This window comes from Mediterraneibacter sp. 210702-DFI.3.120 (assembly GCF_020561005.1).
GTDB lineage: Bacteria > Bacillota > Clostridia > Lachnospirales > Lachnospiraceae > Mediterraneibacter > Mediterraneibacter faecis.
Window position 1 is genome coordinate 18,994 of sequence record NZ_JAJCNG010000025.1, and the last position, 21,028, is coordinate 40,021.

Annotated in this window: 20 protein-coding genes; 13 read left to right on the forward strand and 7 right to left on the reverse strand. The window is 38.6% G+C overall.

Translation table 11 applies throughout. From position 1 onward, the window contains the following. Window positions 1–26 precede the first annotated feature (26 nt). From LI162_RS12520 to LI162_RS12550, 7 genes are all read left to right on the forward strand, one after another. Window positions 27–1,373, forward strand: a complete 1,347-nt coding sequence (locus tag LI162_RS12520) for an amino acid permease (protein WP_227156762.1) — start codon at window positions 27–29, stop codon at window positions 1,371–1,373. Between the two features lie 35 nt (window positions 1,374–1,408). Continuing rightward, window positions 1,409–2,140, forward strand: coding sequence for a GntR family transcriptional regulator (locus LI162_RS12525; RefSeq protein WP_054752169.1), 732 nt, complete (start codon window positions 1,409–1,411; stop codon window positions 2,138–2,140). A gap of 17 nt (window positions 2,141–2,157) precedes the next feature. Next, the gene (gene frlD / locus LI162_RS12530) at window positions 2,158–2,952 is read left to right on the forward strand and encodes a fructoselysine 6-kinase (protein WP_022075166.1); all 795 of its coding nucleotides are present in this window, start codon (window positions 2,158–2,160) and stop codon (window positions 2,950–2,952) included. A 22-nt stretch (window positions 2,953–2,974) separates the two neighbouring features. Further along, window positions 2,975–3,700, forward strand: a complete 726-nt coding sequence (locus tag LI162_RS12535; protein ID WP_101875000.1) for a GntR family transcriptional regulator — start codon at window positions 2,975–2,977, stop codon at window positions 3,698–3,700. 10 nt (window positions 3,701–3,710) lie between these two features. Continuing rightward, window positions 3,711–4,511: an alpha/beta hydrolase gene (locus LI162_RS12540; RefSeq protein ID WP_055146685.1), complete on the forward strand. Its 801-nt coding sequence runs from the start codon at window positions 3,711–3,713 to the stop codon at window positions 4,509–4,511. A gap of 29 nt (window positions 4,512–4,540) precedes the next feature. Continuing rightward, window positions 4,541–5,605: an SIS domain-containing protein gene (locus tag LI162_RS12545; RefSeq protein ID WP_207744346.1), complete on the forward strand. Its 1,065-nt coding sequence runs from the start codon at window positions 4,541–4,543 to the stop codon at window positions 5,603–5,605. Between the two features lie 530 nt (window positions 5,606–6,135). Continuing rightward, the gene (locus LI162_RS12550; protein WP_227156763.1) at window positions 6,136–7,998 is read left to right on the forward strand and encodes a bifunctional metallophosphatase/5'-nucleotidase; all 1,863 of its coding nucleotides are present in this window, start codon (window positions 6,136–6,138) and stop codon (window positions 7,996–7,998) included. Window positions 7,999–8,155: 157 nt separating this feature from the next. Here the strand turns inward: LI162_RS12550 and aroE are convergent, their stop codons facing one another. Together aroE and LI162_RS12560 are read right to left on the reverse strand one after the other, a co-directional pair. Then, window positions 8,156–9,037 carry a shikimate dehydrogenase gene (gene aroE / locus LI162_RS12555; RefSeq protein ID WP_227156764.1) on the reverse strand — a complete coding sequence of 294 codons (882 nt, stop codon included), beginning with the start codon at window positions 9,035–9,037 and terminating at the stop codon, window positions 8,156–8,158. Between the two features lie 51 nt (window positions 9,038–9,088). Further along, window positions 9,089–9,874 (reverse strand): shikimate kinase, encoded by a 786-nt coding sequence (locus LI162_RS12560; RefSeq protein ID WP_227156765.1) that lies wholly within the window; start codon window positions 9,872–9,874, stop codon window positions 9,089–9,091. A gap of 221 nt (window positions 9,875–10,095) precedes the next feature. On the opposite strand from LI162_RS12560, the gene LI162_RS12565 reads away from it, so the two are divergent. The 3 genes from LI162_RS12565 (at window position 10,096) to LI162_RS12575 (ending at window position 12,291) form a co-directional block, all read left to right on the forward strand. After that, the gene (locus tag LI162_RS12565; RefSeq protein ID WP_155205049.1) at window positions 10,096–11,016 is read left to right on the forward strand and encodes a DUF7916 family protein; all 921 of its coding nucleotides are present in this window, start codon (window positions 10,096–10,098) and stop codon (window positions 11,014–11,016) included. Window positions 11,017–11,157: 141 nt separating this feature from the next. Further along, window positions 11,158–11,406: a GMP synthase (glutamine-hydrolyzing) gene (locus tag LI162_RS12570; RefSeq protein ID WP_227156768.1), complete on the forward strand. Its 249-nt coding sequence runs from the start codon at window positions 11,158–11,160 to the stop codon at window positions 11,404–11,406. A gap of 39 nt (window positions 11,407–11,445) precedes the next feature. Continuing rightward, window positions 11,446–12,291, forward strand: coding sequence for an aldo/keto reductase (locus LI162_RS12575; RefSeq protein WP_155205051.1), 846 nt, complete (start codon window positions 11,446–11,448; stop codon window positions 12,289–12,291). Between the two features lie 167 nt (window positions 12,292–12,458). On the opposite strand, the gene LI162_RS12580 is transcribed toward LI162_RS12575, so the two are convergent. Both LI162_RS12580 and LI162_RS12585 read right to left on the reverse strand, forming a co-directional pair. Further along, a complete protein-coding gene (locus tag LI162_RS12580) occupies window positions 12,459–13,868 on the reverse strand; it encodes an acetate--CoA ligase family protein (RefSeq protein WP_055173244.1) in 1,410 nt (469 codons plus the stop codon). A gap of 1 nt (window position 13,869) precedes the next feature. Next, on the reverse strand, window positions 13,870–15,090 hold the full coding sequence (locus LI162_RS12585) for an AsnC family transcriptional regulator (protein ID WP_155205053.1): 1,221 nt from the start codon (window positions 15,088–15,090) through the stop codon (window positions 13,870–13,872). A gap of 206 nt (window positions 15,091–15,296) precedes the next feature. On the opposite strand from LI162_RS12585, the gene LI162_RS12590 reads away from it, so the two are divergent. Continuing rightward, window positions 15,297–15,878: a TetR/AcrR family transcriptional regulator gene (locus LI162_RS12590; RefSeq protein ID WP_155205056.1), complete on the forward strand. Its 582-nt coding sequence runs from the start codon at window positions 15,297–15,299 to the stop codon at window positions 15,876–15,878. Here the strand turns inward: LI162_RS12590 and LI162_RS12595 are convergent. Beyond that, complete coding sequence (locus LI162_RS12595) at window positions 15,875–16,804, reverse strand: DMT family transporter (RefSeq protein ID WP_155205058.1); 930 nt, start codon at window positions 16,802–16,804, stop codon at window positions 15,875–15,877. The two genes, LI162_RS12590 and LI162_RS12595, sit on opposite strands and share 4 nt — an antisense overlap. A gap of 238 nt (window positions 16,805–17,042) precedes the next feature. On the opposite strand from LI162_RS12595, the gene LI162_RS12600 reads away from it, so the two are divergent. Beyond that, on the forward strand, window positions 17,043–18,266 hold the full coding sequence (locus LI162_RS12600) for an AI-2E family transporter (RefSeq protein ID WP_020436055.1): 1,224 nt from the start codon (window positions 17,043–17,045) through the stop codon (window positions 18,264–18,266). Window positions 18,267–18,355: 89 nt separating this feature from the next. Here the strand turns inward: LI162_RS12600 and LI162_RS12605 are convergent, their stop codons facing one another. After that, window positions 18,356–19,309 carry a DUF4349 domain-containing protein gene (locus LI162_RS12605; protein WP_020436056.1) on the reverse strand — a complete coding sequence of 318 codons (954 nt, stop codon included), beginning with the start codon at window positions 19,307–19,309 and terminating at the stop codon, window positions 18,356–18,358. A gap of 61 nt (window positions 19,310–19,370) precedes the next feature. Continuing rightward, entirely contained in the window at window positions 19,371–19,607 is a 237-nt protein-coding gene (locus tag LI162_RS12610; RefSeq protein ID WP_020436057.1) for a hypothetical protein, read from the reverse strand. Between the two features lie 243 nt (window positions 19,608–19,850). Here LI162_RS12610 and LI162_RS12615 point away from each other — a divergent pair, with 243 nt between their 5' ends. Beyond that, window positions 19,851–21,008 carry an aromatic amino acid transport family protein gene (locus LI162_RS12615; RefSeq protein ID WP_020436058.1) on the forward strand — a complete coding sequence of 386 codons (1,158 nt, stop codon included), beginning with the start codon at window positions 19,851–19,853 and terminating at the stop codon, window positions 21,006–21,008. Window positions 21,009–21,028: the final 20 nt, after the last annotated feature.

A 21,028-nucleotide genomic window follows, 5' to 3' on the forward strand; every position in this document is an offset into this window, starting at 1 on the left:
TTGTTTAAAAGGAAAGGAGAGTTTTTATGTCTGAAAACAAAAACGAACTTGCTCGTAAACTTGGACTTGGCGCTGTTATTGCACTTGGCGTTGGTACTACAGTAGGCTCTGGTATTTTTTCATCTTTATCTGAGGTAGCAAATGCTGCCGGTAGTAGCTTGTTTCTGGTATTAGCATTCATTATAGGGGGATTGCTTCAGATTCCATCAAACTTTGTATATTCGGAATTAGCATCTGCCTATCCAGAGGATGGTGGACAATATGTTTACTTCCGTGAAGCAGGATCTCGACCACTCGCATTCTTGTGTGGATGGATCAGCTTTTGGGCAACTGACCCACCGTCAATTTCAATCATGGCTTTAGCAATTGTGAATTATCTTGCATTTTTTGTTCCGATTCATGGTTTTGTATTAAAGCTGGTTGCTGTAGTATTTGTATTAATTTTCATGGGAGTACACATACGTTCGGTAGAAGGCGGTGGAAAATTCCAGACAATTATTACAGCTCTTAAAATTTTACCATTTGCATTGGTTATTGGTATTGGTTTATTCAATCTTCAGGGGGATATTTTATTATCTTCTGCACCTTTGGAAGGATATGCAAAAACTGGAATTGCTGCGCTAATCGCAGGTGTAGCTTCAACAACATGGTCATATGATGGTATGGGAGCTGCTTGTTATATGTCAGGCGAAATTAAAAATCCGAAAAAGAATATGCCTTTGGGTCTTATTCTTACAGCAGTTATTGTACTAGCTCTTTATGCAGGATTAACATTTGTAGCTTCTGGAATTCTTTCTATTGATGAAATGGCTACATCTGATGCTCCAATCGCATTGTTGGCATCTAAGCTTCCAGGAATTGGACAGTATGCAGGTACAATTGTTGCAATTATGGCAATTATTGTTGTAATTGGTTCATTATCATCTTGTATTATGTTCCAGCCACGTATCGAGTATGCTATGGCGAAAGATAATTTATTCTTTAAATCTTTTGCAAAAGTTCATCCAAAATACGAAACTCCTTATTTTTCAATTATCGTACAGTGTGCGGTTGCAATCGTATTAATTTTTGCTTCAAACTTGTCAGCATTGCTAGGATACTTTACAATGGTAGCATTATTAAAGAATGTGCTTACATTCGGTACAATCTTTGTGCTTCGAAAAAAAGGCAAAGAACATGGATACGATCCATCTTATAAATGCCCAGGTGGTCCAATTATGCCTCTTATTGCAATTTTTATGACAGGTACACTTATTTGGGGCCAGCTTACATATGCGCCAATGCAGAGCTTAATTTGTGCGTTTGTGGCAGTAGTTACAGGACTTCCAGTATTCTATTATTGGGATAGAAAAAATAAAAAAGAAAGTGCATAAGCATTAGCTTAATATGTTGAGAAGGTGAGAACTGTATGGAGAAAATAAAAAAAATTCGTCCGCAAGATATGGCGATGGAGCAGATTCAATGGTATATACAAGAAAACCAACTAAAACCACATACACAGCTTCCGAGCGAACGGGAGTTGTGTACAATGTGGCAAATGAATCGTTCCACTCTCCATACAGCTATTCAACAACTAATTGAAGAAAGAAAACTATATAGTGTAAAAGGATCTGGAACCTTTGTGGCACCTCCGAGATTAGTTAGGAATATAAAGGGAATTCAGTCTACTTCGGAAGCAATGAGAAAAACAGGGTACTTTCTTTGGACAGAAGTATTAATCTCTAGAATTGAGACGTGTGATGGATATGTTGCGAGAAAACTTCAGATAAAAGAGGGAGATAAAGTATTTCATTTATATCGCTTGCGGATTAGAAACAATGTTCCTTTGATGATTGAGAATAGTTACATTAATTACGAACAGTGTGAAGGTTTGGAAGCTCACAATTTTGCAGAAGAATCTTTATATAAAGTTCTAAGGGATTTAGGCATATTGTTGACTAAAGGGACGGAGAAAGTAGAAATTACATTTGCCACAGAAGAAGAAGCTAAATTGTTGAAGGTAGAAGAAGGACAATACTTGTACTATCAGTCAGGTGTTGTAAACGACGATAGAGGAGTAGGTATTGAGTTTTTTAGGATTATGGCGAGACCAGATCAGGTACAATATACGAATGTTCTAACAAGGCGAGACACCAGATAAAAAAGGAGTGATATCGTATGAGATTAGCGGCAGTTGGAAGTAACTGTATTGATTATTATAACAATATAGATGGTGGAAAAGCATTTCCGGGGGGAGGCCCGGTAAATATGGCAGTTTATACACTCCGTTTAGGAGGAGAGGCTGCATATATTGGACCAGTAGGTGATGACGTCTACGGACAGATTATGATAGAAACTATCAAAGCGAAAGGCGTTGACACTTCGCATTTGCGTGTAGAAAAAGGAAAGACAGCCGTTACCCAGGTTGAATTGATAGATGGCGAAAGAGTATTTGGAGATTACGACGAAGGCGTATTGGAAAAATATAAATTAACAGATGAAGATATTGATTATATCAAAAATTTTGATGTTGTAATTTGTGATGTTTGGGGCAAAGTAGAAGGACAGTTTAAAGAGTTGAAAGAAAAAGGAATTGTTACTGCCTTTGATTGTGCGACAAGCCCAGATTCAGAGGAAAGTGTAAAAGCGATACCATATACAGATTATCTCTTTTATTCTGTGGATACAGGAGATACTAAAGAGGTAAGAGAACAAATGGAAAGAATTCAAAAACAGGGACCTAAGCTTGTCATTTGTATGATGGGAGAAGAAGGCAGTTTGTGTTATGATGGTGAAAGATATCATCGTTTTGGAATCGTTCCTTGTGATCATCTTGTAGATAGTATGGGAGCTGGAGATAGTTATATTGCTGGATTTTTAACAGGAATTGTAGATGGACTTTCTATAGAAGGGGCAATGGAAAAAGGTGCAGCAAATGCAACAGAAACATTAAAGTATTTTGGAGCATGGTAACTAAAAAATAAGGAGCCGAAATATGAAAACTGCCTGTAAAAGAATGATCACTCAGCAAGTGAGTGAGATTTTAAGAATAGAAATAGAAGATGGTGATTTATATCCTGGTACAAAAATACCTACTGATACAGAATTGGCTGAAATGTTTGGTGTTCAGAAGCAAATCGTGAGAACAGCCATAGAAGTCTTGGTCAAAGAAGGATTGTTGAAATATATTTCTGATAAAGAAGTATACGTTTTAGGACATAAAATCGAACGAAACATGGAGAAGTTAGAAGGCTTTACGCAGACGATGGTAGATAGGAATATGAAACCATCTTTTAGAATTGTGTCTAAGTATCTAAGAATGGCAGGAAATTTGTATGGAAACATGTTCGGCATTAAACCAGAAGAGCCTATTTTTTATATTAAGCGCATGTGTTATGCTGACGGAGATTCGATTTCTTTAGAGGAATTATATATACCGCATTATTTAATTCCCAAAATGGAGGGGATTGATTTATCGGTGTTTTCTGTGTATGAAGTATATGAAATGTATGGGATTCATTTAGCGGAAGCAGAGCAGACATTGGATTTGGTTCGTCCTAGTTTGAATGATGCAAAACTGTTGGGAATAGATGCAGGAACACCCGTGATGTTGTTTCAAAGTCTTACGTATGATACGGATGGAAGGGCAATCGAATTCAATCGCAATTATGTGCGTGGTGATAAATGTAACTTTAATGTACAATTTTCAGATAAAAGGTAAAATTAAAATAATGGGATTATTTACAGGAAATTTTTATTCCAAAAATTTAAGAATGACAACACAGATTAATGTTATTTTCCCAGATGTTTCTAATGATGTAACACCTCTTTATGAGGGAACACCGAAGGTTCTTTATTTACTTCATGGACTGTCAGGAAATAGTGATGAATGGACGCGATTTTCTAAAATTGAATATTATGCAAAAAAATATAATTTCATAATAATTATGCCTGAAGTTCAACGTAGTTTTTACACAACAGGAAAAGTTGGAATTGATTATTTCCATTATGTTGCAGATGAACTTCCAGCTATTTGTGGGAAATGGTTTCATTTGGATCAAAGACGAGAAAATACATTTATAGCTGGAGAGAGTATGGGTGGATATGGTGCAGTGAAGATTGCATTGAATAGACCAGAGAAGTATGAAGCTGTGGCAAGTTTATCAGGAGTACTCGATTATGTAGGATTTACGGAGATGGTACTTGCCGGAAATTGGGAAGATATGTCGCCACAAGAAATACAGAGTTTTCATGGAGAAGCAGGAAAACCAGAAGAGTGGGAAAATCCACTGTTTTTGGTAGAGAAACTTGCTAAAGACGAAAATCGTCCAAGGTTAATTCAATTTTGTGGTACAGAAGACTTCTTATATGAAAATAATCAGAAATTTAGAAAAGTTGCTGAAAGTAATGGTTATGGTCATGTTTATATGGAAGGACCAGGGGATCATGAGTGGCCTTATTGGGATAAAATGATTCAACGTGCTATACAATTTTTCTTAAATTTAGATTTGCAGACAACGAAATTGTATTAAAAAGAAAGTAGTGAAAGGAGATATCAACTATGAAATATGAAGCAAAAGCGTGGAAAGAAACAGAAGGAGCTTGTTTGCGTAATTTTAACGAGCAAGCACAGATTGATAGTGTGAATGGAGCACTTGCTCTTCGTCCGCAGATTGAAAAAATTATTGATCAAATCTGGGAAGAAGGATTTGATGGAATCTATTTTATTGGTATTGGAGGTACTTATGCTTCCAGTATGCAGGTGGAAGTATATATGCGTGGCCGTTCAAAGCTTCCAGTATTTGTTGAAAATGCAGCTGAGTTTTTGACTACAGGAAACAAAAAATTTACAAATAAATCTGTAGTAATTATATCTTCAGTATCTGGAAATACAAAAGAAATGGTTGAATTAGTGGACAGAGTACATGAAAAAGGTGCAAAAGTATTTTCATTCATCGATAATCCAGGTACTACTCTCACACAGCCTGACAAGCAAGATTATCTGATTGTTTATCCAATGAATGAGCAGTTGAAATTTTATATGGTTGCAAATTACTTGATGTATAAAAATGGTGAATTTGATGATTATGACCGTTATAATAAAGAGATGGAAGCTAATCTTGCGGATGTATTAGCTCAGGTTGAGAAAGATTCCGATGAGTGGGCATATGAGTATGCAAAAAATAAGGTGGCATTTTGGAAAGAACATAAAGATCTTCCTCATTACTTTATTGGATCAGGAAATCAGTATGGGGCAACCTATTCCTATGCTATGTGCTATTGGGAGGAGCAGATGTGGATCCGTACAAAATCTATTAGCTGTCAAGAATTTTTCCACGGAATGCAGGAGATTATCGTTGAAGATACACCAGTTACTCTGTTTATGGGAGAGGATGAACAACGACCATTAGCTGAGCGTGTTGCAAGATTTCTTCCACGTGTAAATGCAAACTATACTATTATTGATACAAAAGAACATGAATTAAAAGGAATTAGTCCGGAATTTAGAGGAACAATTTCTCATTTGGTAATGCATGGTGTTAATAATCGTGTAGATGCATATATGGAGCTGTTTTTAAGACATCCACTTTCTATTCGTAGATATTATCGTCAGTTTGATTATTAAGAATTAGATTTTTAAAAGATATTGGTAGAATGAGTGCTGTTACACTAAGTAATTGTACAGAGACTCTTTGCTATGTAAATAGTCAGGTGAAAAGGTTAATTGAACTATTTCACCTGACTATTTTTAGAAATATAAAATCTGGCGGGGCGAAACTCAGGTCATTGCTCAGTAACCACGAAATAAATGAAGATGATTAATCGGAATGGTGATAAGCTGTTGATGACATTAGCGGAAAATATAGAGCGACAATAAAAGTGTATATAAAAATTTGCAAGGGGCTGCCGCTTTAACGATTTCTAAATCGTGAAGCGGCAGCCCCATCCTTTCTGTGTTATTTTCCAGAAAGATAATTTGTACTTTTAGGACAATAGTTGAAGTTCGTGGATGTTGTATGTCAAGTATTGAATTTTACAGCTTTTTACATATAATAAAAGGAAACAATATGAAAACAAACCATATAATGGGCTGTTTTCATAAACAAGTAGTGAATGTAGATTACGAATGTCCGTTTCATTAAAGGAAGGAGTAAGATGAAGAAATTAAAAAAACAATGGAATAAGGTAACGGTACTTTTGCTGACATTTGGGATAGTTTTCGGATTATTTGGGGCAATGCCGGTACAGGCGCAGGATGGAACTGCATCTGGAAGTACAATTTTTGATGTGAAAATCGTACATACCAATGATATTCATGCACGGGTAGAGGAAGATGATTACAATCAGGTGATCGGAATGGATCGACTGAGTGGAATTGCACAGACATTTACGGAAGGAGCGGACGGTTCGCTGATGCTGGATTCCGGAGATACCTTTCATGGACAACCGATTGCAACACTGGTAAAGGGAGAATCGGTGGCAAAACTGATGAAAGCCTGTGGATATGATGCAATGACCACAGGAAACCATGACTGGAGTTATGGCAAAGATCGTTTAAAAGAGCTTGGTGGAATTGCTAATGTCAAAATTTTATCCGGTAACATCAAAAATGCAGATGGGACATCCTTTTTTGATACGGATGAACTTGTAAAAGAGATTACAAAAAATGGAAAAACACTGAAGATCGGTGTGTTTGGTGTAAGTGATCCGGAGATGAAAAATAAGACAACACCATCTAATGTGGAGGGATTGGACTTTCAGGATGCAGTAGCTTATGCAAAAAGGGAAGCTGCTACTTTAAAGGCAGAAGGGTGTGATGTGGTGATCGCATTGTCCCATACGCTTGATCCAAAGAATGTGGCTGCACAGGTGGACGGTGTCGATTTGTGGCTGTGTGGACATGAGCATATTGAACTCAGTGAATCTGTGACGACACCGGACGGTTCAAAAACCTATGTATCGGAAAGTGGACATTATTTAAATAGTGTGGGGCTGATAGACCTGACCTGTACTATGGATGAGGATGGAAGTGTGCATGTGGATTATGAGAAAACATCTGTCGATTATGAAGCAGCACAGAACTATCCGAAGGATGCTTCCGTGACAGATGTATTGGATACGATCAAAGCAGAAAACGAGACAGCACTGAATCGTGTCATCGGTACTTCACCGGTGGAATTGGACGGTGTCTGGGAACATATACGTATCGGACAGACAAATCTTGGAAATGTCATAACTGATGCGTACCTGCTTGCCACAGGGGCTGATATAGCCTTTGAAAATGCTGGCGGAATCCGTGCTTCTATCGCTGCCGGAACGGTAACGTATGGAGATGTTATCAATGTCAGTCCTTATGGAAACTATGTAGTGACAAAGAAGCTGACTGGTGCACAGATAAAGGAAATGTTGGAGAGCAGTCTTACTATTCAGAAAAACTGTATTGTTGCAAACGACAGTGGTGAATGGGATGCGTGGCCAAATGACAGCGGAAGTTATCTGCAGGTTGGTGGAATTGTCGTCCGTTTTGATCCGGCACAGCCGGCAGGGGAGCGTGTGCTTTCTGTGCAAAAAGATGGGCAGGAGCTGGATGATACAAAAGAGTATACCGTAGCAGTTAATAATTATCTTGCCGGTTCTGACAGCTATCCACAGCTTGCCAATGCAGCGGAGATCGGAGAATATTCCTGTTGCGAAGAGCTGTTGATTCAATTTTTTGAACAGGGTTCCGATGCAGTTACTGCAAGTGCAGCGAAGCAGAATATGATTCAGACAACCAAAGAGACAGTCGAACCGGAACATCCATCTGTGCCTGTCACACCGTCTGTACCGGAGCAGCCATCGAAAGAACAGCCGGAAGCTGCGAAAACAGATGTGAAAAAAGAACAGGCAAGTGGAACAAAAAATTCAGTAAAAAGTCCGAAAACAGCGGATAGTAATGAGCTATTCTGCTGGATGATACTACTGTTGCTCAGTGGCGGAGCAGGAAGTATCTGCCTGGTTCAGAAAAATAAAAGATAATTTAAGATGAAGGTATCAGAAAAGCAGGAAATGCATTACATTTGCTTTTAAGAACTGGTTAAAAAGTGCGGAAGCCCTTAAAAATCAAGGACTTCCGCTACTTTTGTTTATAAATGTTTTTATGATATTTTTATTGTTTGCTTAACTGGGAGCAGTTTTATTTTGTGTTTTCTGCCTGATATTTCTTGTATTCTTCTACAGGCATATCCAGGCCGGTATATAATTTATAAGCCGCAACGCCCTGCCACAGAAGCATACCTTTTCCACCGATCGTTTTTGCACAACCGGCTTCTTTTGCTTCCCGAAGAAGTTTTGTTTCTTCCGGATTATATACAACATCACATACAATCAGATCGGAACGAAATACAGATTTGTCTGTGATTGGAGAACGATCTTCATGAGGTTTCATACCTACCAGTGTTCCATTTACCAGAATATCTGCTTTTGCAATTTCTTCTTTCAGTTTTTCCTGATCATCCAGACAAAATACCTGAACATTACAATCCGGTACTTCGTTTTTCAGTTTGGCAGCTGTGTCTTTTGCGCGATCAAGAAACGGATCGTCTGGATTGAAGATGGAAATGGATGTTGCTCCATCAAGTGCACACTGTACCTGGATGGCTGTTGCAGCTCCTCCTGCACCTAAAATCACCAGTTTCTTTCCTTTTACATCTACGCCATGGTCTCTTAGATTTTCCACAAAACCGATACCATCTGTCATGTGTCCGATCAGTTTTCCATTCTCATTAACAATTGTATTTACTGCACCGATAATTCTTGCAGCAGGTGATAACTCATCCATGTTCTGAGCTGCTGCTGTTTTACATGGCATAGTTACATTGCACCCTCTCATTTTGAACAGACGCATCGCATCCAATGCTGCCGGTACCTGATCTTCCTTGATGTCAAAAGCCATGTAGCTGTAGTCCAAATTATGATAACGGAAGCAGAAGTTATACATATCAGGAGATCCTGAATGTCCTACTGGACTTCCAATCAATGCTAATAAACCTGTTGTTCCTTTAATTCGCTGTTCCATTTTTTCCTCCTGTTCTGGGTCTGAATCTTAGATGCGACTTCATAAGTTTTTTTATTTATTATCCATCTGACGCAGTCTGAGAATCAGTTCTTCGCAGATCTGCAATTCATCTTTTCCGTCTGTTTCAATAATAATATCCGCTGCTGCTTCATATTTTTCTCTTCGTTTCTCCATAAGATCGGCAATAAACGGAACTGTTTTGTTATTTTCAATCAGCGGGCGGTCATGGCTGTCTTTGACACGATCCAGAATAGTTTCTGGTTTGGCAGTCAGAAGAACTACACGTCCGTTTTTCTTCATCTCAACGACATTACATTCTCTCATTGGAGTTCCACCGCCACAGGAAATCACGACATTCGTTTTGGACTGCATTTCGATAAGAAGGTTGGTTTCCAGGTTACGGAAATACTGTTCGCCATATACTTCAAAAATATCGGAAATAGTCATACCTTCTCTTTCAGCTATGATCTGATCCATCTCGATTACTTCCATTGCAAAGGAGTTTTTCAAAAATTCTGAGATGGTACTTTTACCAGCTCCCATGAATCCAATAAGCACAATATTATAGTTAAACAATTTTCTGGACTGGATTCTTTTACTGTTCATTGTGATGCTTCTAAATACGTCTTCTACTTCAGCTTTATGACGTTTTTTTTCCATTCTTTTTTCCAGCCATTCTTTCTGTCTGGCTTCTTGTTCCGGCTGTAAGATTGGAAGATCATTGGCCTCCTTATAAGCCATGATATCTTCTACAATACGATTACGCATAAGCAGTGCGTCCAGGATGATTTCATCACACTGGCCAAGACTTTCTCTTAATATTTCTAACTGATTCATTTTATCACCTTTCCTATCTGATTATTATTTTTAATATTATAACAGCAGTTTTTGTATACTACAATACAATTTAGTGATTTTCCGCTTTAAATCACTAAAGTTTTTGCAATAGCAAATACTTTCCTTTACAGATATTTGACAAAATGTTATGATGCAAAGAAAAAAGCTTAAATCATACACCTTTTGATGAAAACAAAATACTGCAAAAAGGAGAAAAAACGATGTTAAAACGACTGATAGACACGACGGCCAGAGAATTAACTTCCTATAATAAGGCAGAACTTCTGACTGCCATTTCAGACAGTGAAGGAAGAACGCTCGCGGCAGAGACAATAGGAACAGTAACTCCGATGTTAGTAAATATCACTAACGCAGAGTTTGTAGCATCTCTGGGAGCAGATCTGATTATGTTGAATATTTTCGATGTAAACAATCCGATAATTCAGGGACTGCCGCAGACATCACCGGAAGATACGATTCGTGAGGTGAAGCGTCTTACCGGAAGAATGGTTGCGATTAATCTGGAGCCGGCTGTGATAAAAGATGGGCAGGAAGAATCCGTATGGAATCTGACAACCGGCCGTCAGGCTACGGTAGAGAATGCAAGAAAAGCTGCAGACATGGGCGTGGATATGATTGTTCTGACAGGAAATCCGGGAGTTGGCGTAGATAATGAAGCAATTATACAGGCCCTTTCCAGATTAAAAGAAGCAGTTGGAGACAGAGTGATTTTGACAGCTGGGAAAATGCATGCATCAGGAATTATTTCTGAAGCAGGAGAAAAGATCCTCACAGAAAAGGATGTGGAGGCGTTTGTCGATGCAGGTGCGGATGTGATCCTGCTACCGGCTCCGGGAACAGTTCCGGGAATCACAATGGAATATGCGGGAAATCTTATAAGAAAAGCGCATGAAAAAGGTGCGTTGGCAATGACAACGATTGGAACATCTCAGGAAGGTGCAGATGAAGCTACAGTTCGTCAGATTGCTCTCATGTGTAAGATGGCTGGTGCAGATATCCATCATATTGGGGATAGTGGATATATGGGGATGGCATTGCCGGAGAATATCACAGCTTATAGCGTGGCGATAAGGGGGAAACGTCACACCTACCGCAGGATGGCCATGTCGCTTTTGCGATAGATAGAAAATCGCTGCAGAAGGAAAAGAGTAGAGTAATATTTTTGAAAGATAAATAAATCAAATTATGTCAGAATGTGTTGACGTGTAATCATAACGACGGTACAATCATTGTAGATATTGAGAGGATACTAAGGAGGAAAGATCTGGCAGTATTTTACTGTTGTTCCGGAATTCAGATCTACAGGAATCAAGGATGGAAAACGTGCTTTTGAGTGGTCTTGTATCGTTCGCGCAGTATGCTCTATTGACGTTATGACAGCGACTGTTGCTGAGATTCCGCACGAATTAATGGTTCATATTACAGAACGTATTACACATGAAGTTCCGGGAATCAACCGTGTACTTTATGATTTCACACCAAAGCCGACAGGAACAGTGGAATTTGAATAATATTCGCAGCATCTATATAACAAGAAAGAGAAGCATCATATGAGACATACATTTACATTAGCTAATGGAGTGGAAATCCCAGCAGTGGGGTTTGGCACCTATAAAGCCGCAGACAATACCGATGAAGCAATTATAAGTGAAGCAATCAGACAGGGCTATCGCCATCTTGATACGGCAGCTTTTTATTTCAATGAAGAAGCAGTAGGAAAAGCTGTACGCGAGAGTGGAATTCCACGAGAAGAAATTTTCCTGACATCAAAGGTATGGAAAGATCAGCTTGGATACGATTCAACTTTGCAGGAGTTCGAAAACAGCTGTAAAAGATTAGGTACAGACTATTTGGATCTCTATCTGATCCACTGGCCAAGACCTTCTGATCTGAATGCAGAGTGGAGAGATTTGGATGTGGAGACATGGAAAGCACTGGAAGATCTCTATAAGTCGAAAAAGGTACGGGCAATCGGTGTCAGCAATTTTCTGCCACATCATTTGAACAATCTGTTAGAGCGGACAAGCATTACTCCTATGGTGAATCAGTTAGAATTCCATCCGGGATATATGCAGAAGGCTGCAGTTGATTTCTGTAAGCAGACGGGTATTCAGGTAGAGGCATGGAGTCCAATCGGTCGAGCCAGAGTTCTCAAGGAGCCACTTCTTATGGAACTTGCAGAAAAATATCAGGTATCTGTTGCACAGATCTGTATCAGATTTGCTCTGCAGTGCGGTGTGCTGCCGTTGCCAAAATCTTCTTCCGGTGAACGAATGCATCAGAATCTGGATGTTTTCGGATTTGACATAGAGGAAAATGATATGTATCAGCTGATGACTTTACCGCAGATCGGATGGTCGGGAGAACATCCGGATCGGGAGCGGGTAAGATTTTAATTCAAAGAAAATAAAGCTATTGAAAATGACACCCCCTAAAAGAGGTGTCATTTTCTTATAAGAGCTTTTTATAGAAGAGAAGTAGTCTTTTATACAACTTCTATCATAATCTAAATGTTTGATTGCTGTTCACACGGGAGTGAACAGTAACAATGTCTGCTCATAATTTATTTCTTATTTTTAATCTGGCCATATTTGTAGAGAGCAACCATAGCATTTACGGCTTGTTCAGCAGTCGGATAAGCTGGGATTCCATGATCTCTCAACTTCATGATAGCTTCCTGACATTCTTCACCACCCTGACATTCCATAATGAACGGTTTTCCAAGATGCTTATATGTCTCGTAAATATCGATAACCAGATTTGTTACAGCCGGAACATCTGTTACTGCTGTCGGACAGATGGATCCAAGTATTCCATGTACATTCGGGTCACGCATTACCTGTGTGAATGCACCTTTATACTGAACAGGTGAAGCTGTTCCGGAAATATCAACAGGATTAAGCGGAGAACCAAACATTGGCATATATGCACGGATTCTTCCAGCTAGATTAGGAGAAATCTCTGCCAGTTCATGCATTGGCATTCCCCGACGTTCAAAGTGATCACAGCTGAGAAGACCTGAACCACCACCGTTGGTAATCATAACGATATTGTCACCCTTTGGTGCTGGCTGCATTCCTAATGCCATTGATATATCGAGGAATTCTTGCCATGTGGTCGCACGGATAGCTCCAGCCTTTTCAAAAATATCATCATAAAATGCATCATTTGTTCCTTTGTTTTCAGAAGCAGTATGTGCAAATGCAGCTTTTTCACCAATCTTTGAACCACCGACTTTTATTGTTACGATCGGTTTATCAACACTGCGGCAAGCTTCAATAAATGCATCAGGACTATCCAGTCCTTCAATATAAATTGCAAGACATTTACTGTTTTCATCTCTTCCAGCGTAGGATATAAACTCACAGAAATCAACGTCAGCTTTATTTCCAAGTCCTACGAAGAAGCTCATTCCAAAATGATCTTTCTGTGAGGTTCCAAGTGCCGCAAGCAAGTTGGCACCTGACTGAGAAATCATTGCTACAGGACCTTTGATTGGAAGATAAGGGATAAATCCGCAGTTGAAATTAAGGTATGGACTTCCCATTCCTACAAGGTTTGGTCCGATCAGAGGCAGCTCATGATCACGACAATATTGAGTGAGTTCATCCTGCAGTGTTCCACGTCCGATTTCTTTAAATGCACTTGTGGCAATAACAACAATCTTAACTTTCTTTTCAACACAATCTTCCAAAACAGATTTAACAATGTGTGCAGGTACAGCAAGAAAAGCAAGATCGATTTCATCAGGAATATCCTTTACAGTCTTATAAGCTGTAAATCCGGCAACTTTATCTGCTCTTGGATTTACAGGATAAATCTTTCCTTTATATCCCCATGTTAAAAGACCATCAACAACTTTATAACCGACTTTTGTAGAATAACGGCTGGCTCCGACTACGGCAATCGTTTTTGGATTTAATGCATATTGAAGTTTATCAACAACATATTCTCTTGGATGTTTTACGATCATATTACTGCACCTCCTCTGAGTCAGTTGAGAAACGACATTTTACGGAACCGGATTCCAGTCTGTTCTGTAAAAAGTCATCCGTCATAACGCATTCTTCCCAATATCCGTTATCATCATCAAGACGGGCTACCCAACGTCTGAACTGTCTCTTTGAATTTGCTACTTTTACTTCTTCAATTTCAGCATATCCTTCTAACATTGTTCTGATTGCTTCTACGTCATTTACTTCGGTATAAACAGTCAGCATGCAATCGTAGAAAGAGTCACCGAACTGAAGAATATCTACGAATTCCGGCATAAGTGAGAATTCATCTACAATTTCTGCTTTCCTGTAACTTGGAACGTTCTGGAACATACGAACCAGATACATATGCATTGATATTCCAAGTGCTCTGTAATTAATATAAATCATTGGCAGCATAAATTTTCGTTCATCAACACACATTACAATGTCTTTTTTCATCTGCTTGCCATCTAAGCCGGATAACTTCTCCAACATATCAAAATCAAACATATCTGCGATGGATTTTGTGCTGTTAAGAGCTTCAATAATGGCAAAATCTTTTTTATCTATTTTGTTCTGAACTTTAAGGAATTTCTTCTTCTGTTCTTCCCCAAAAATAAATTTTCTGTATCTGTCTTCCGGAACATCCCATTGATTTACAAGTGATTCTCTGACATCTGCCCTGATCGGACAAAGATGTACATATTCAACCTCCGGTCTGTCTTTCCATGGCTGGATAACATCTGCAAGAAGATTGTCCAGAACTCTCATGTGATTTCCGTTAAAGAAATCGAAATCGCCCTCTGCGAGATATCCTGTACAAATATCATCTTTATTCTGATACCACTTGGCAAATTCAGCTTTTACTTTTGGATCTGTACCGTCTTTTAATTTGACAACCCAATAATAAAGTCCCCAACCGTAAACACCAACATTTGGATTCATAACGAACATGATAAGATGTTCATCATACATTCGTTTTAATCGATCCTTGATATCATCGGGTTTGATTCCGGTTTCCTTCTCGATATAATCGATATTCCAGACTTCCGGATAGACTTGATAAAATGACTTCGCGACATTGTATGCTGCAACTTCTGTAGCATCAAGAGAATATGTTCCCGGTTCAGAGTAACCGTATCCTCTAGGTGGAAAACAGTTTTTTTTCATCCATGCCTGTTGCTGATCCGTTCCTATTGTGTATAATGTTTCTCCCATAGAATACCTACCTCCTTCTATTTTTATATACACGCTTCTTATATACCCAACATAACATAAATAAATCCGGAAACCAATTCCCTCCGGATACGTTTGAACAAAGAAGAGACAATTGTTCAAAACGCCTCGTTTTTATGAAAAACAACTTTATTTTTATGTAAAAATATACTATAATTATTTATGTATAGCGGGGTTTTTGGAAATACATGAAGGAAGAAAAAGCAATTTTATCTAAAGACAATTTTATACATAATTCGATTAAAGATGCATTTCTGCAGCTTCTTTTGAAAAAGGACTATATGCAAATAACCATAACAGATCTTTGTAAATATGCAGGTGTCAGCCGAGGGACATTTTATACTCATTTTGGTAACATTGGACAAATTGTTGAAGAAGTTTTTTCAGATGCTCTATATGATATTAAAAATATGGCTTTGTTATCTGAGAATGGATCAAGTTCAAATATAATTGTTAGGAAGGGGCTCTGTTGGCTTTTACGGGAAAATCCGAAATATCAGCCCCTCTTTTTTTCAGAAGCATTGTTCCTGCCGGCAGTAAAACATACAGTTGTTGCACTTAAACAGGATTTTCTTGATGTTATGCTGGATAAGACAGGTTTAGATGAATCCACATTAACTGATTTACTAACCGTTCAAATAATGGGATGTCTGGAAATGTGCAGAAAACATTTAGGAAAATCTGATGAAGAATGGTGCAGATTCCATACTTGTTTTGATCTTTTCCTTAAAGCAGGTTATGAAGGGATTATTCAAAATAACAATGCTTAATTTTTTCTGCGATTAACGATATAAATACCGGCGCATACCAAAACTAATGCAACCAGGCTGCCAATATTAAATGCCTGTTTTACCTCTCCGAGTATCAGTGCCGATAAGATCACGCTGCAAAGTGGATTTACGAATCCGAAAATCGCAACTTTGGAAACATCATTCCATGCAAGCAGTATAGACCAGAGTGTATATGCCACTGCTGAAACCAGTGCAAGGTAAAATATAATTGACAGACCTCCGGTAGTTATATTTCCCAGGCGTCCGCCCATTCCCATTCCAATTAAAGTCAGAACAATTCCGCCCATCGTGAACTGGGTTCCGCTTAACACTACTGGTGATACTTTTTTGGAAAAAAGATTGATCAACACAGTAGACATTCCATAAGATAATTGTGCAATCAGAATAAATCCTTCTCCGATCAGTTTAAATCCCATATCCAGGGAATTTCCCATCAGATTGATTACTACAACTCCTGCAAATCCCAATACACATCCTGCGATTTTTTGGCTCGTCATCCGTTCATTTCGAAATACCAGACAAGACAACAAAATTGCAATAAAATTTCCAAGCCCGGTGATGATTCCACCCTTTACTCCGGAGGTGTGTGCAACTCCTATGTAAAAAAAGAAGTATTGCCCCACTGTCTGGGCAAGACACACAGGAATGGCATATTTGAGGAGTGTCCTATCAGGAAGCATCACTTTCTTTTCCCTGATCGATGCAAAAATTAATACCAGAATCCCAGCTAAAGTAAAGCGGATTCCGGCAAATACAATCTGGCTTGCAGTGTCTGAAGAATCTACCTGCAGAAAGTGATACCCTGTTTTAATCACCGGGATTGCACTTCCCCACAGGATACAGCATACACAAGCAAGAAGTGCTACAATACCGGTTTGAGTCAATTTGTTTTGTTTTTGTGACATTTTCTTGTTTCTCTTTTCGTATAAATTTCGTTATTTCGATTTTTTCAGGTTTTATTTTTTAATATTTGATATTTATTCGTTGCATAACGTTCATAAATTACATTATCATAAGACGGATACAATGCCAAGCTGAATTGATAAAGAGTCTTGACATCAATATTATTTTAAGGATATGATGAAAAATATCTTGTTGCATAAAAGTATAGTTGGCTGATTTTAAGAAATTAGGAGAATGATAATGGATTTGAGTAAGTTATCTATGAAAAAAATTCGCGAACTGATTATTTTTACAGTGCTGCTTGTAGTTGCATTGTGGAAATTTGAAGTAGTGATCGATGTACTGAAAACAATATGGGGAATTCTGTTTCCATTTGTACTTGGTGGCGCAATTGCTTTTGTAATCAATGTGCCAATGAGTTTTTTAGAAAAGAAAATTTTCGGTAAGACAAAAGATGAAAATAAGGTGGGAAAAAAGTTAGCAAGACCGATCAGTCTTCTTCTCACAATTATATTGGCGGTTGGTGTGATCGCACTAGTAATGTTTGGTGTGATTCCACAGCTTACTCGGACAATGGGAAGTTTGATGATAAGTATTGCGAATTTTGTTCCACAGATGCAAAACTGGATTCGAGATTTTTCACACAATAATCAAGAAATTATGAAGCTTGTAAATCAGGTTCAGTTTAATCAAGATCAGGCCATTAAATGGGGAATCAGTATTCTTGGCAGCGGAGCAGGAAATATGATGAATACGACAATGTCGGCAGTGGGCTCTATCGTCAGTGGATTTGCTACATTTTTCATTGCGTTTTCTTTTGCATGCTACATTCTTTTTCAGAAAGAAAAATTGCATGTACAGATAAGAAAAGTATTTTTCGCATTTATTCCGAAACAAAAAGCAGAGGCATTCCTGAAAATTTGTTCTCTGACCTATCAGACATTTGCAAATTTTCTTACGGGGCAGTGTGTAGAAGCTGTGATTCTCGGAAGTATGTTTGTCGTTACACTCAGTATTTTAAAAATGCCATATGCACTTTTGATCGGAACTTTAATTGCATTTACTGCATTGATTCCGATCTTTGGAGCTTTTATCGGATGTGCAGTGGGTTGCTTTTTGATTTTTATGATAAGTCCTAAGCAAGCAATTTTATTTATTATTGTATTTTTGATTCTTCAGCAGATTGAAGGCAATCTGATTTATCCGCATGTGGTTGGTGGATCAGTTGGACTTCCATCAATCTGGGTGCTTGCTGCTGTTACGATCGGTGGCAATCTTATGGGAATCGTAGGAATGCTTATTTTCATTCCATTAGTTTCGGTTCTGTACACTATTTTCAGGGAATTTGTATATCTTCGTCTGAAGGAAAAAAATATAAAACAAGTGACAAAGACAGTAGTGGAAGAATATACAGCAGAGGAAATTGCTGCTATGGGAAAAAATATAAAAAAGAATAGAGAATAAGAGAAAAACAAAAAGCGGAAAATCTCATTAGATTCAGAGGTTTTCCGCTTTTAAGTGCTTTGCTTTACGAGAGAAACGAAGGAGAGACGCTATTTGAAGTTTTCTTCATAATCGTTTTCTTTTGCTTTTTTCTGTTTTTTGAGTGTTATTTTTTTGATGCTTTTCTTAACTATAACTACGATAACAGCTATAACTGCTGCACATACAATAAGGATCGGTAATGCACCAAGAATTCCAATGATGAGATTCCTGAAACCGTGACCTACTTTATACAGGTTGTCTCCGAATCGTTCTTTGATTTCTTCAAAGAAGCCTTTCTCACCCGCGTCTGTCATACGTTCGACTTCAAATATCTCCACATGCACTGTGCTATAATCAATCTGATTGTCCAGAAGTCTAAGTTGACTTTCGTAGCTTTCTATTTCATATCGGATATCGGATAATTTACTTTCAATGGCTAAGAGGTCTTCCATATTTTCTGCTGTAGAAAGCAGCTCCATCAAACGTGCCTGTTCCGTTTCTAAAGCTTTTTTATGACTTTCGACATCTACATACTGAAGTGTCACATCTTCCACGGATTCATTTTCCTGTGTTACATTTCCAAGTTCACCAACGATATCCACAAACTCATTTAACTTGTCTGCCGGAATTCGTATGGTGTAGCTTGCATATCGGGTTGTTGTATAAGAATAACTATTGCCGCTGATAGAAGAATTCTCGACATAGCCACCTAGTTCAGTAGTTTTTGTTTTTAGGCTATTGAGTACAGAATCAAATTCTTTTGTCTGCAAAGAAAGAGAAACCGTTCGGATCAGTTTTCGTCCGTTTTCTACCTGAGTTTCCAGTCCATTTCCGGAAGTGACTCCTGCATCGGCTGTTTCTGCAGGTTCTTCGCAGTATTCGTTTTTTGAATAATCTGTACCGTAGACTGATTCCATGGTTGCACTGTCCTCGGATGCTGACATTGATTTGCTGCCACATCCGACAGTCAATAGTGCCATCATAATTGCTGTGAAAAATGCGATTCTTTTCTTAAATTTCATACAAACACCTCCATTCTATCAGTAGGTCTTGAGTGAAGGTTAAAAGGGGAGTAGATTTACTTTACATCGGACAGCTTCTTCTTTCACCCTTGTCCATGTCTCCACGTAAATAGTGTCCATTAAATTCCATATTAATGTCACGGATCTCTTTTTTACCTTCGATATACTCATCGTACATTTCTGAAAGTCTTGCCATGCAACCATCGCAGCTTGCAGAAATGTTGCCTAAAGATTCTTTTACAATCTGTTTTCTTTCTTCTACAGTTGTGTCCTTTATTAAAATGCTCTTGAATTCCATGATAGTTACCTCTGTTTTTCGTTTAGATTTAATAGCTATTTCTATTAAGAGTATAACATAAAATATGATTAACTGCATAGTTCCTGGAGAATATAAAATGCCTGGGAAAAAGCTCTTTAAAAATGGGTTTAATTATAAGCTATAATGAGGTACAATAGAAAGAGTTATCATATCAGATTTGAGATTGTTTTCCGTCATCATAAGTGGTAAACAACAAATTGGTATTACTGGAGAGGCGTAGGTATGGCGAAAGTACATGGGGAATCAAAGCTGACTTTTTTGGAGTCGACGAGTATTATCATAGGACACGGCGTGGGATCAGGAATTCTTTCGGTTCCATTCCTTGCATCCAGAAATAACTGGCATGATATTATCTGGATTGCGGCAGTGGCATATTGTATGAATCTGCTATTGCATTTTATGATTGCGGAACTGTCTTTGAATAACAATGGCGCGCAGTTTATCAAATGCTTTGAAAATGAGCTGTTTGTGGGAAAGCTGAAGATGGCATGTACATGGCTGGCGTTTGGGCTGCTTGGCTTTTCGGTTGTAGTGAATGTGAGTGGATTTATTACCGGTGCGGCAGCTGTATTTTCTGCATGGTTTCACCTTCCGTCAGTGGTCGGAATGCTGCTCTTTTATGTATTGGCAGCAAGTGTGGTCTATATCGGAATGAAACTGGTTGGAATTTGTGAGAAAATTGCAGTGATTTCCATGTTTGGAGTCATAGGGATCCTTTTTGTAGCAACGATGCTTTCAGAGACAACAGAGCTTTCGACAAAGTTCTATTCGAATAACAATATGCTGGCACTTTATAGCATGATTGCATTTTCATTATCTGCTGTTATGTCTGTGCCACAGGTTGTGAAAGGTCTAGAAGGAGACGAAAAAGGTATTCGCAGAGCGATTGCAGCCGGCACGGGATTGAATATGGGATTGATCCTTTTGATCACATTTATGACGCTTCTGGGATGTTCTAATGTGACAGAGAATGGAGCACTGGTGGATCTTTCCGGCCATCTTGGCGGATGGGTCAGCATTATCGGATATGTTTTTTCACTGTTGGCTCTTGCAACATCTTTCTGGGCAAATACACTGAATCTTCGAGATATTGTGAATGAACAGACGAAATGGGGCGAGAAGATCAGCTGGCTTGCAGCTACATTACCTTGTCTTGTGATCGCACTTGTGGGAGTGCAGAGCTTTGTAGGGTTTACAAGAATGGCAAGTGTGGTCCAGGTTCTGACAGGAGTAGGAGTGATTGTTGCATACAATCGTTCCAGAAAACGTGCGGGAACTAGCTTGATCTGCGGAAGACTTGGTAGTTTGCCGTTCCAGATATTAGCAGTAGCAGCGTCGTTGGTAGCATCTGTAGGAGCAGTACTTACGGTGACAGTATGAAATTACAAATATGTTATTAC

Coding starts and splice junctions, on each gene's coding strand:
- LI162_RS12520 (WP_227156762.1), top strand. CDS start 27: ATGTCTGAAAACAAAAACGAACTTGCTCGTAAACTTGGACTTGGCGCT.
- LI162_RS12525 (WP_054752169.1), top strand. CDS start 1,409: ATGGAGAAAATAAAAAAAATTCGTCCGCAAGATATGGCGATGGAGCAG.
- frlD (WP_022075166.1), top strand. CDS start 2,158: ATGAGATTAGCGGCAGTTGGAAGTAACTGTATTGATTATTATAACAAT.
- LI162_RS12535 (WP_101875000.1), top strand. CDS start 2,975: ATGAAAACTGCCTGTAAAAGAATGATCACTCAGCAAGTGAGTGAGATT.
- LI162_RS12540 (WP_055146685.1), top strand. CDS start 3,711: ATGGGATTATTTACAGGAAATTTTTATTCCAAAAATTTAAGAATGACA.
- LI162_RS12545 (WP_207744346.1), top strand. CDS start 4,541: ATGAAATATGAAGCAAAAGCGTGGAAAGAAACAGAAGGAGCTTGTTTG.
- LI162_RS12550 (WP_227156763.1), top strand. CDS start 6,136: ATGAAGAAATTAAAAAAACAATGGAATAAGGTAACGGTACTTTTGCTG.
- aroE (WP_227156764.1), bottom strand. CDS start 9,037: ATGGAACAGCGAATTAAAGGAACAACAGGTTTATTAGCATTGATTGGA.
- LI162_RS12560 (WP_227156765.1), bottom strand. CDS start 9,874: ATGAATCAGTTAGAAATATTAAGAGAAAGTCTTGGCCAGTGTGATGAA.
- LI162_RS12565 (WP_155205049.1), top strand. CDS start 10,096: ATGTTAAAACGACTGATAGACACGACGGCCAGAGAATTAACTTCCTAT.
- LI162_RS12575 (WP_155205051.1), top strand. CDS start 11,446: ATGAGACATACATTTACATTAGCTAATGGAGTGGAAATCCCAGCAGTG.
- LI162_RS12580 (WP_055173244.1), bottom strand. CDS start 13,868: ATGATCGTAAAACATCCAAGAGAATATGTTGTTGATAAACTTCAATAT.
- LI162_RS12585 (WP_155205053.1), bottom strand. CDS start 15,090: ATGGGAGAAACATTATACACAATAGGAACGGATCAGCAACAGGCATGG.
- LI162_RS12590 (WP_155205056.1), top strand. CDS start 15,297: ATGAAGGAAGAAAAAGCAATTTTATCTAAAGACAATTTTATACATAAT.
- LI162_RS12595 (WP_155205058.1), bottom strand. CDS start 16,804: ATGTCACAAAAACAAAACAAATTGACTCAAACCGGTATTGTAGCACTT.
- LI162_RS12600 (WP_020436055.1), top strand. CDS start 17,043: ATGGATTTGAGTAAGTTATCTATGAAAAAAATTCGCGAACTGATTATT.
- LI162_RS12605 (WP_020436056.1), bottom strand. CDS start 19,309: ATGAAATTTAAGAAAAGAATCGCATTTTTCACAGCAATTATGATGGCA.
- LI162_RS12610 (WP_020436057.1), bottom strand. CDS start 19,607: ATGGAATTCAAGAGCATTTTAATAAAGGACACAACTGTAGAAGAAAGA.
- LI162_RS12615 (WP_020436058.1), top strand. CDS start 19,851: ATGGCGAAAGTACATGGGGAATCAAAGCTGACTTTTTTGGAGTCGACG.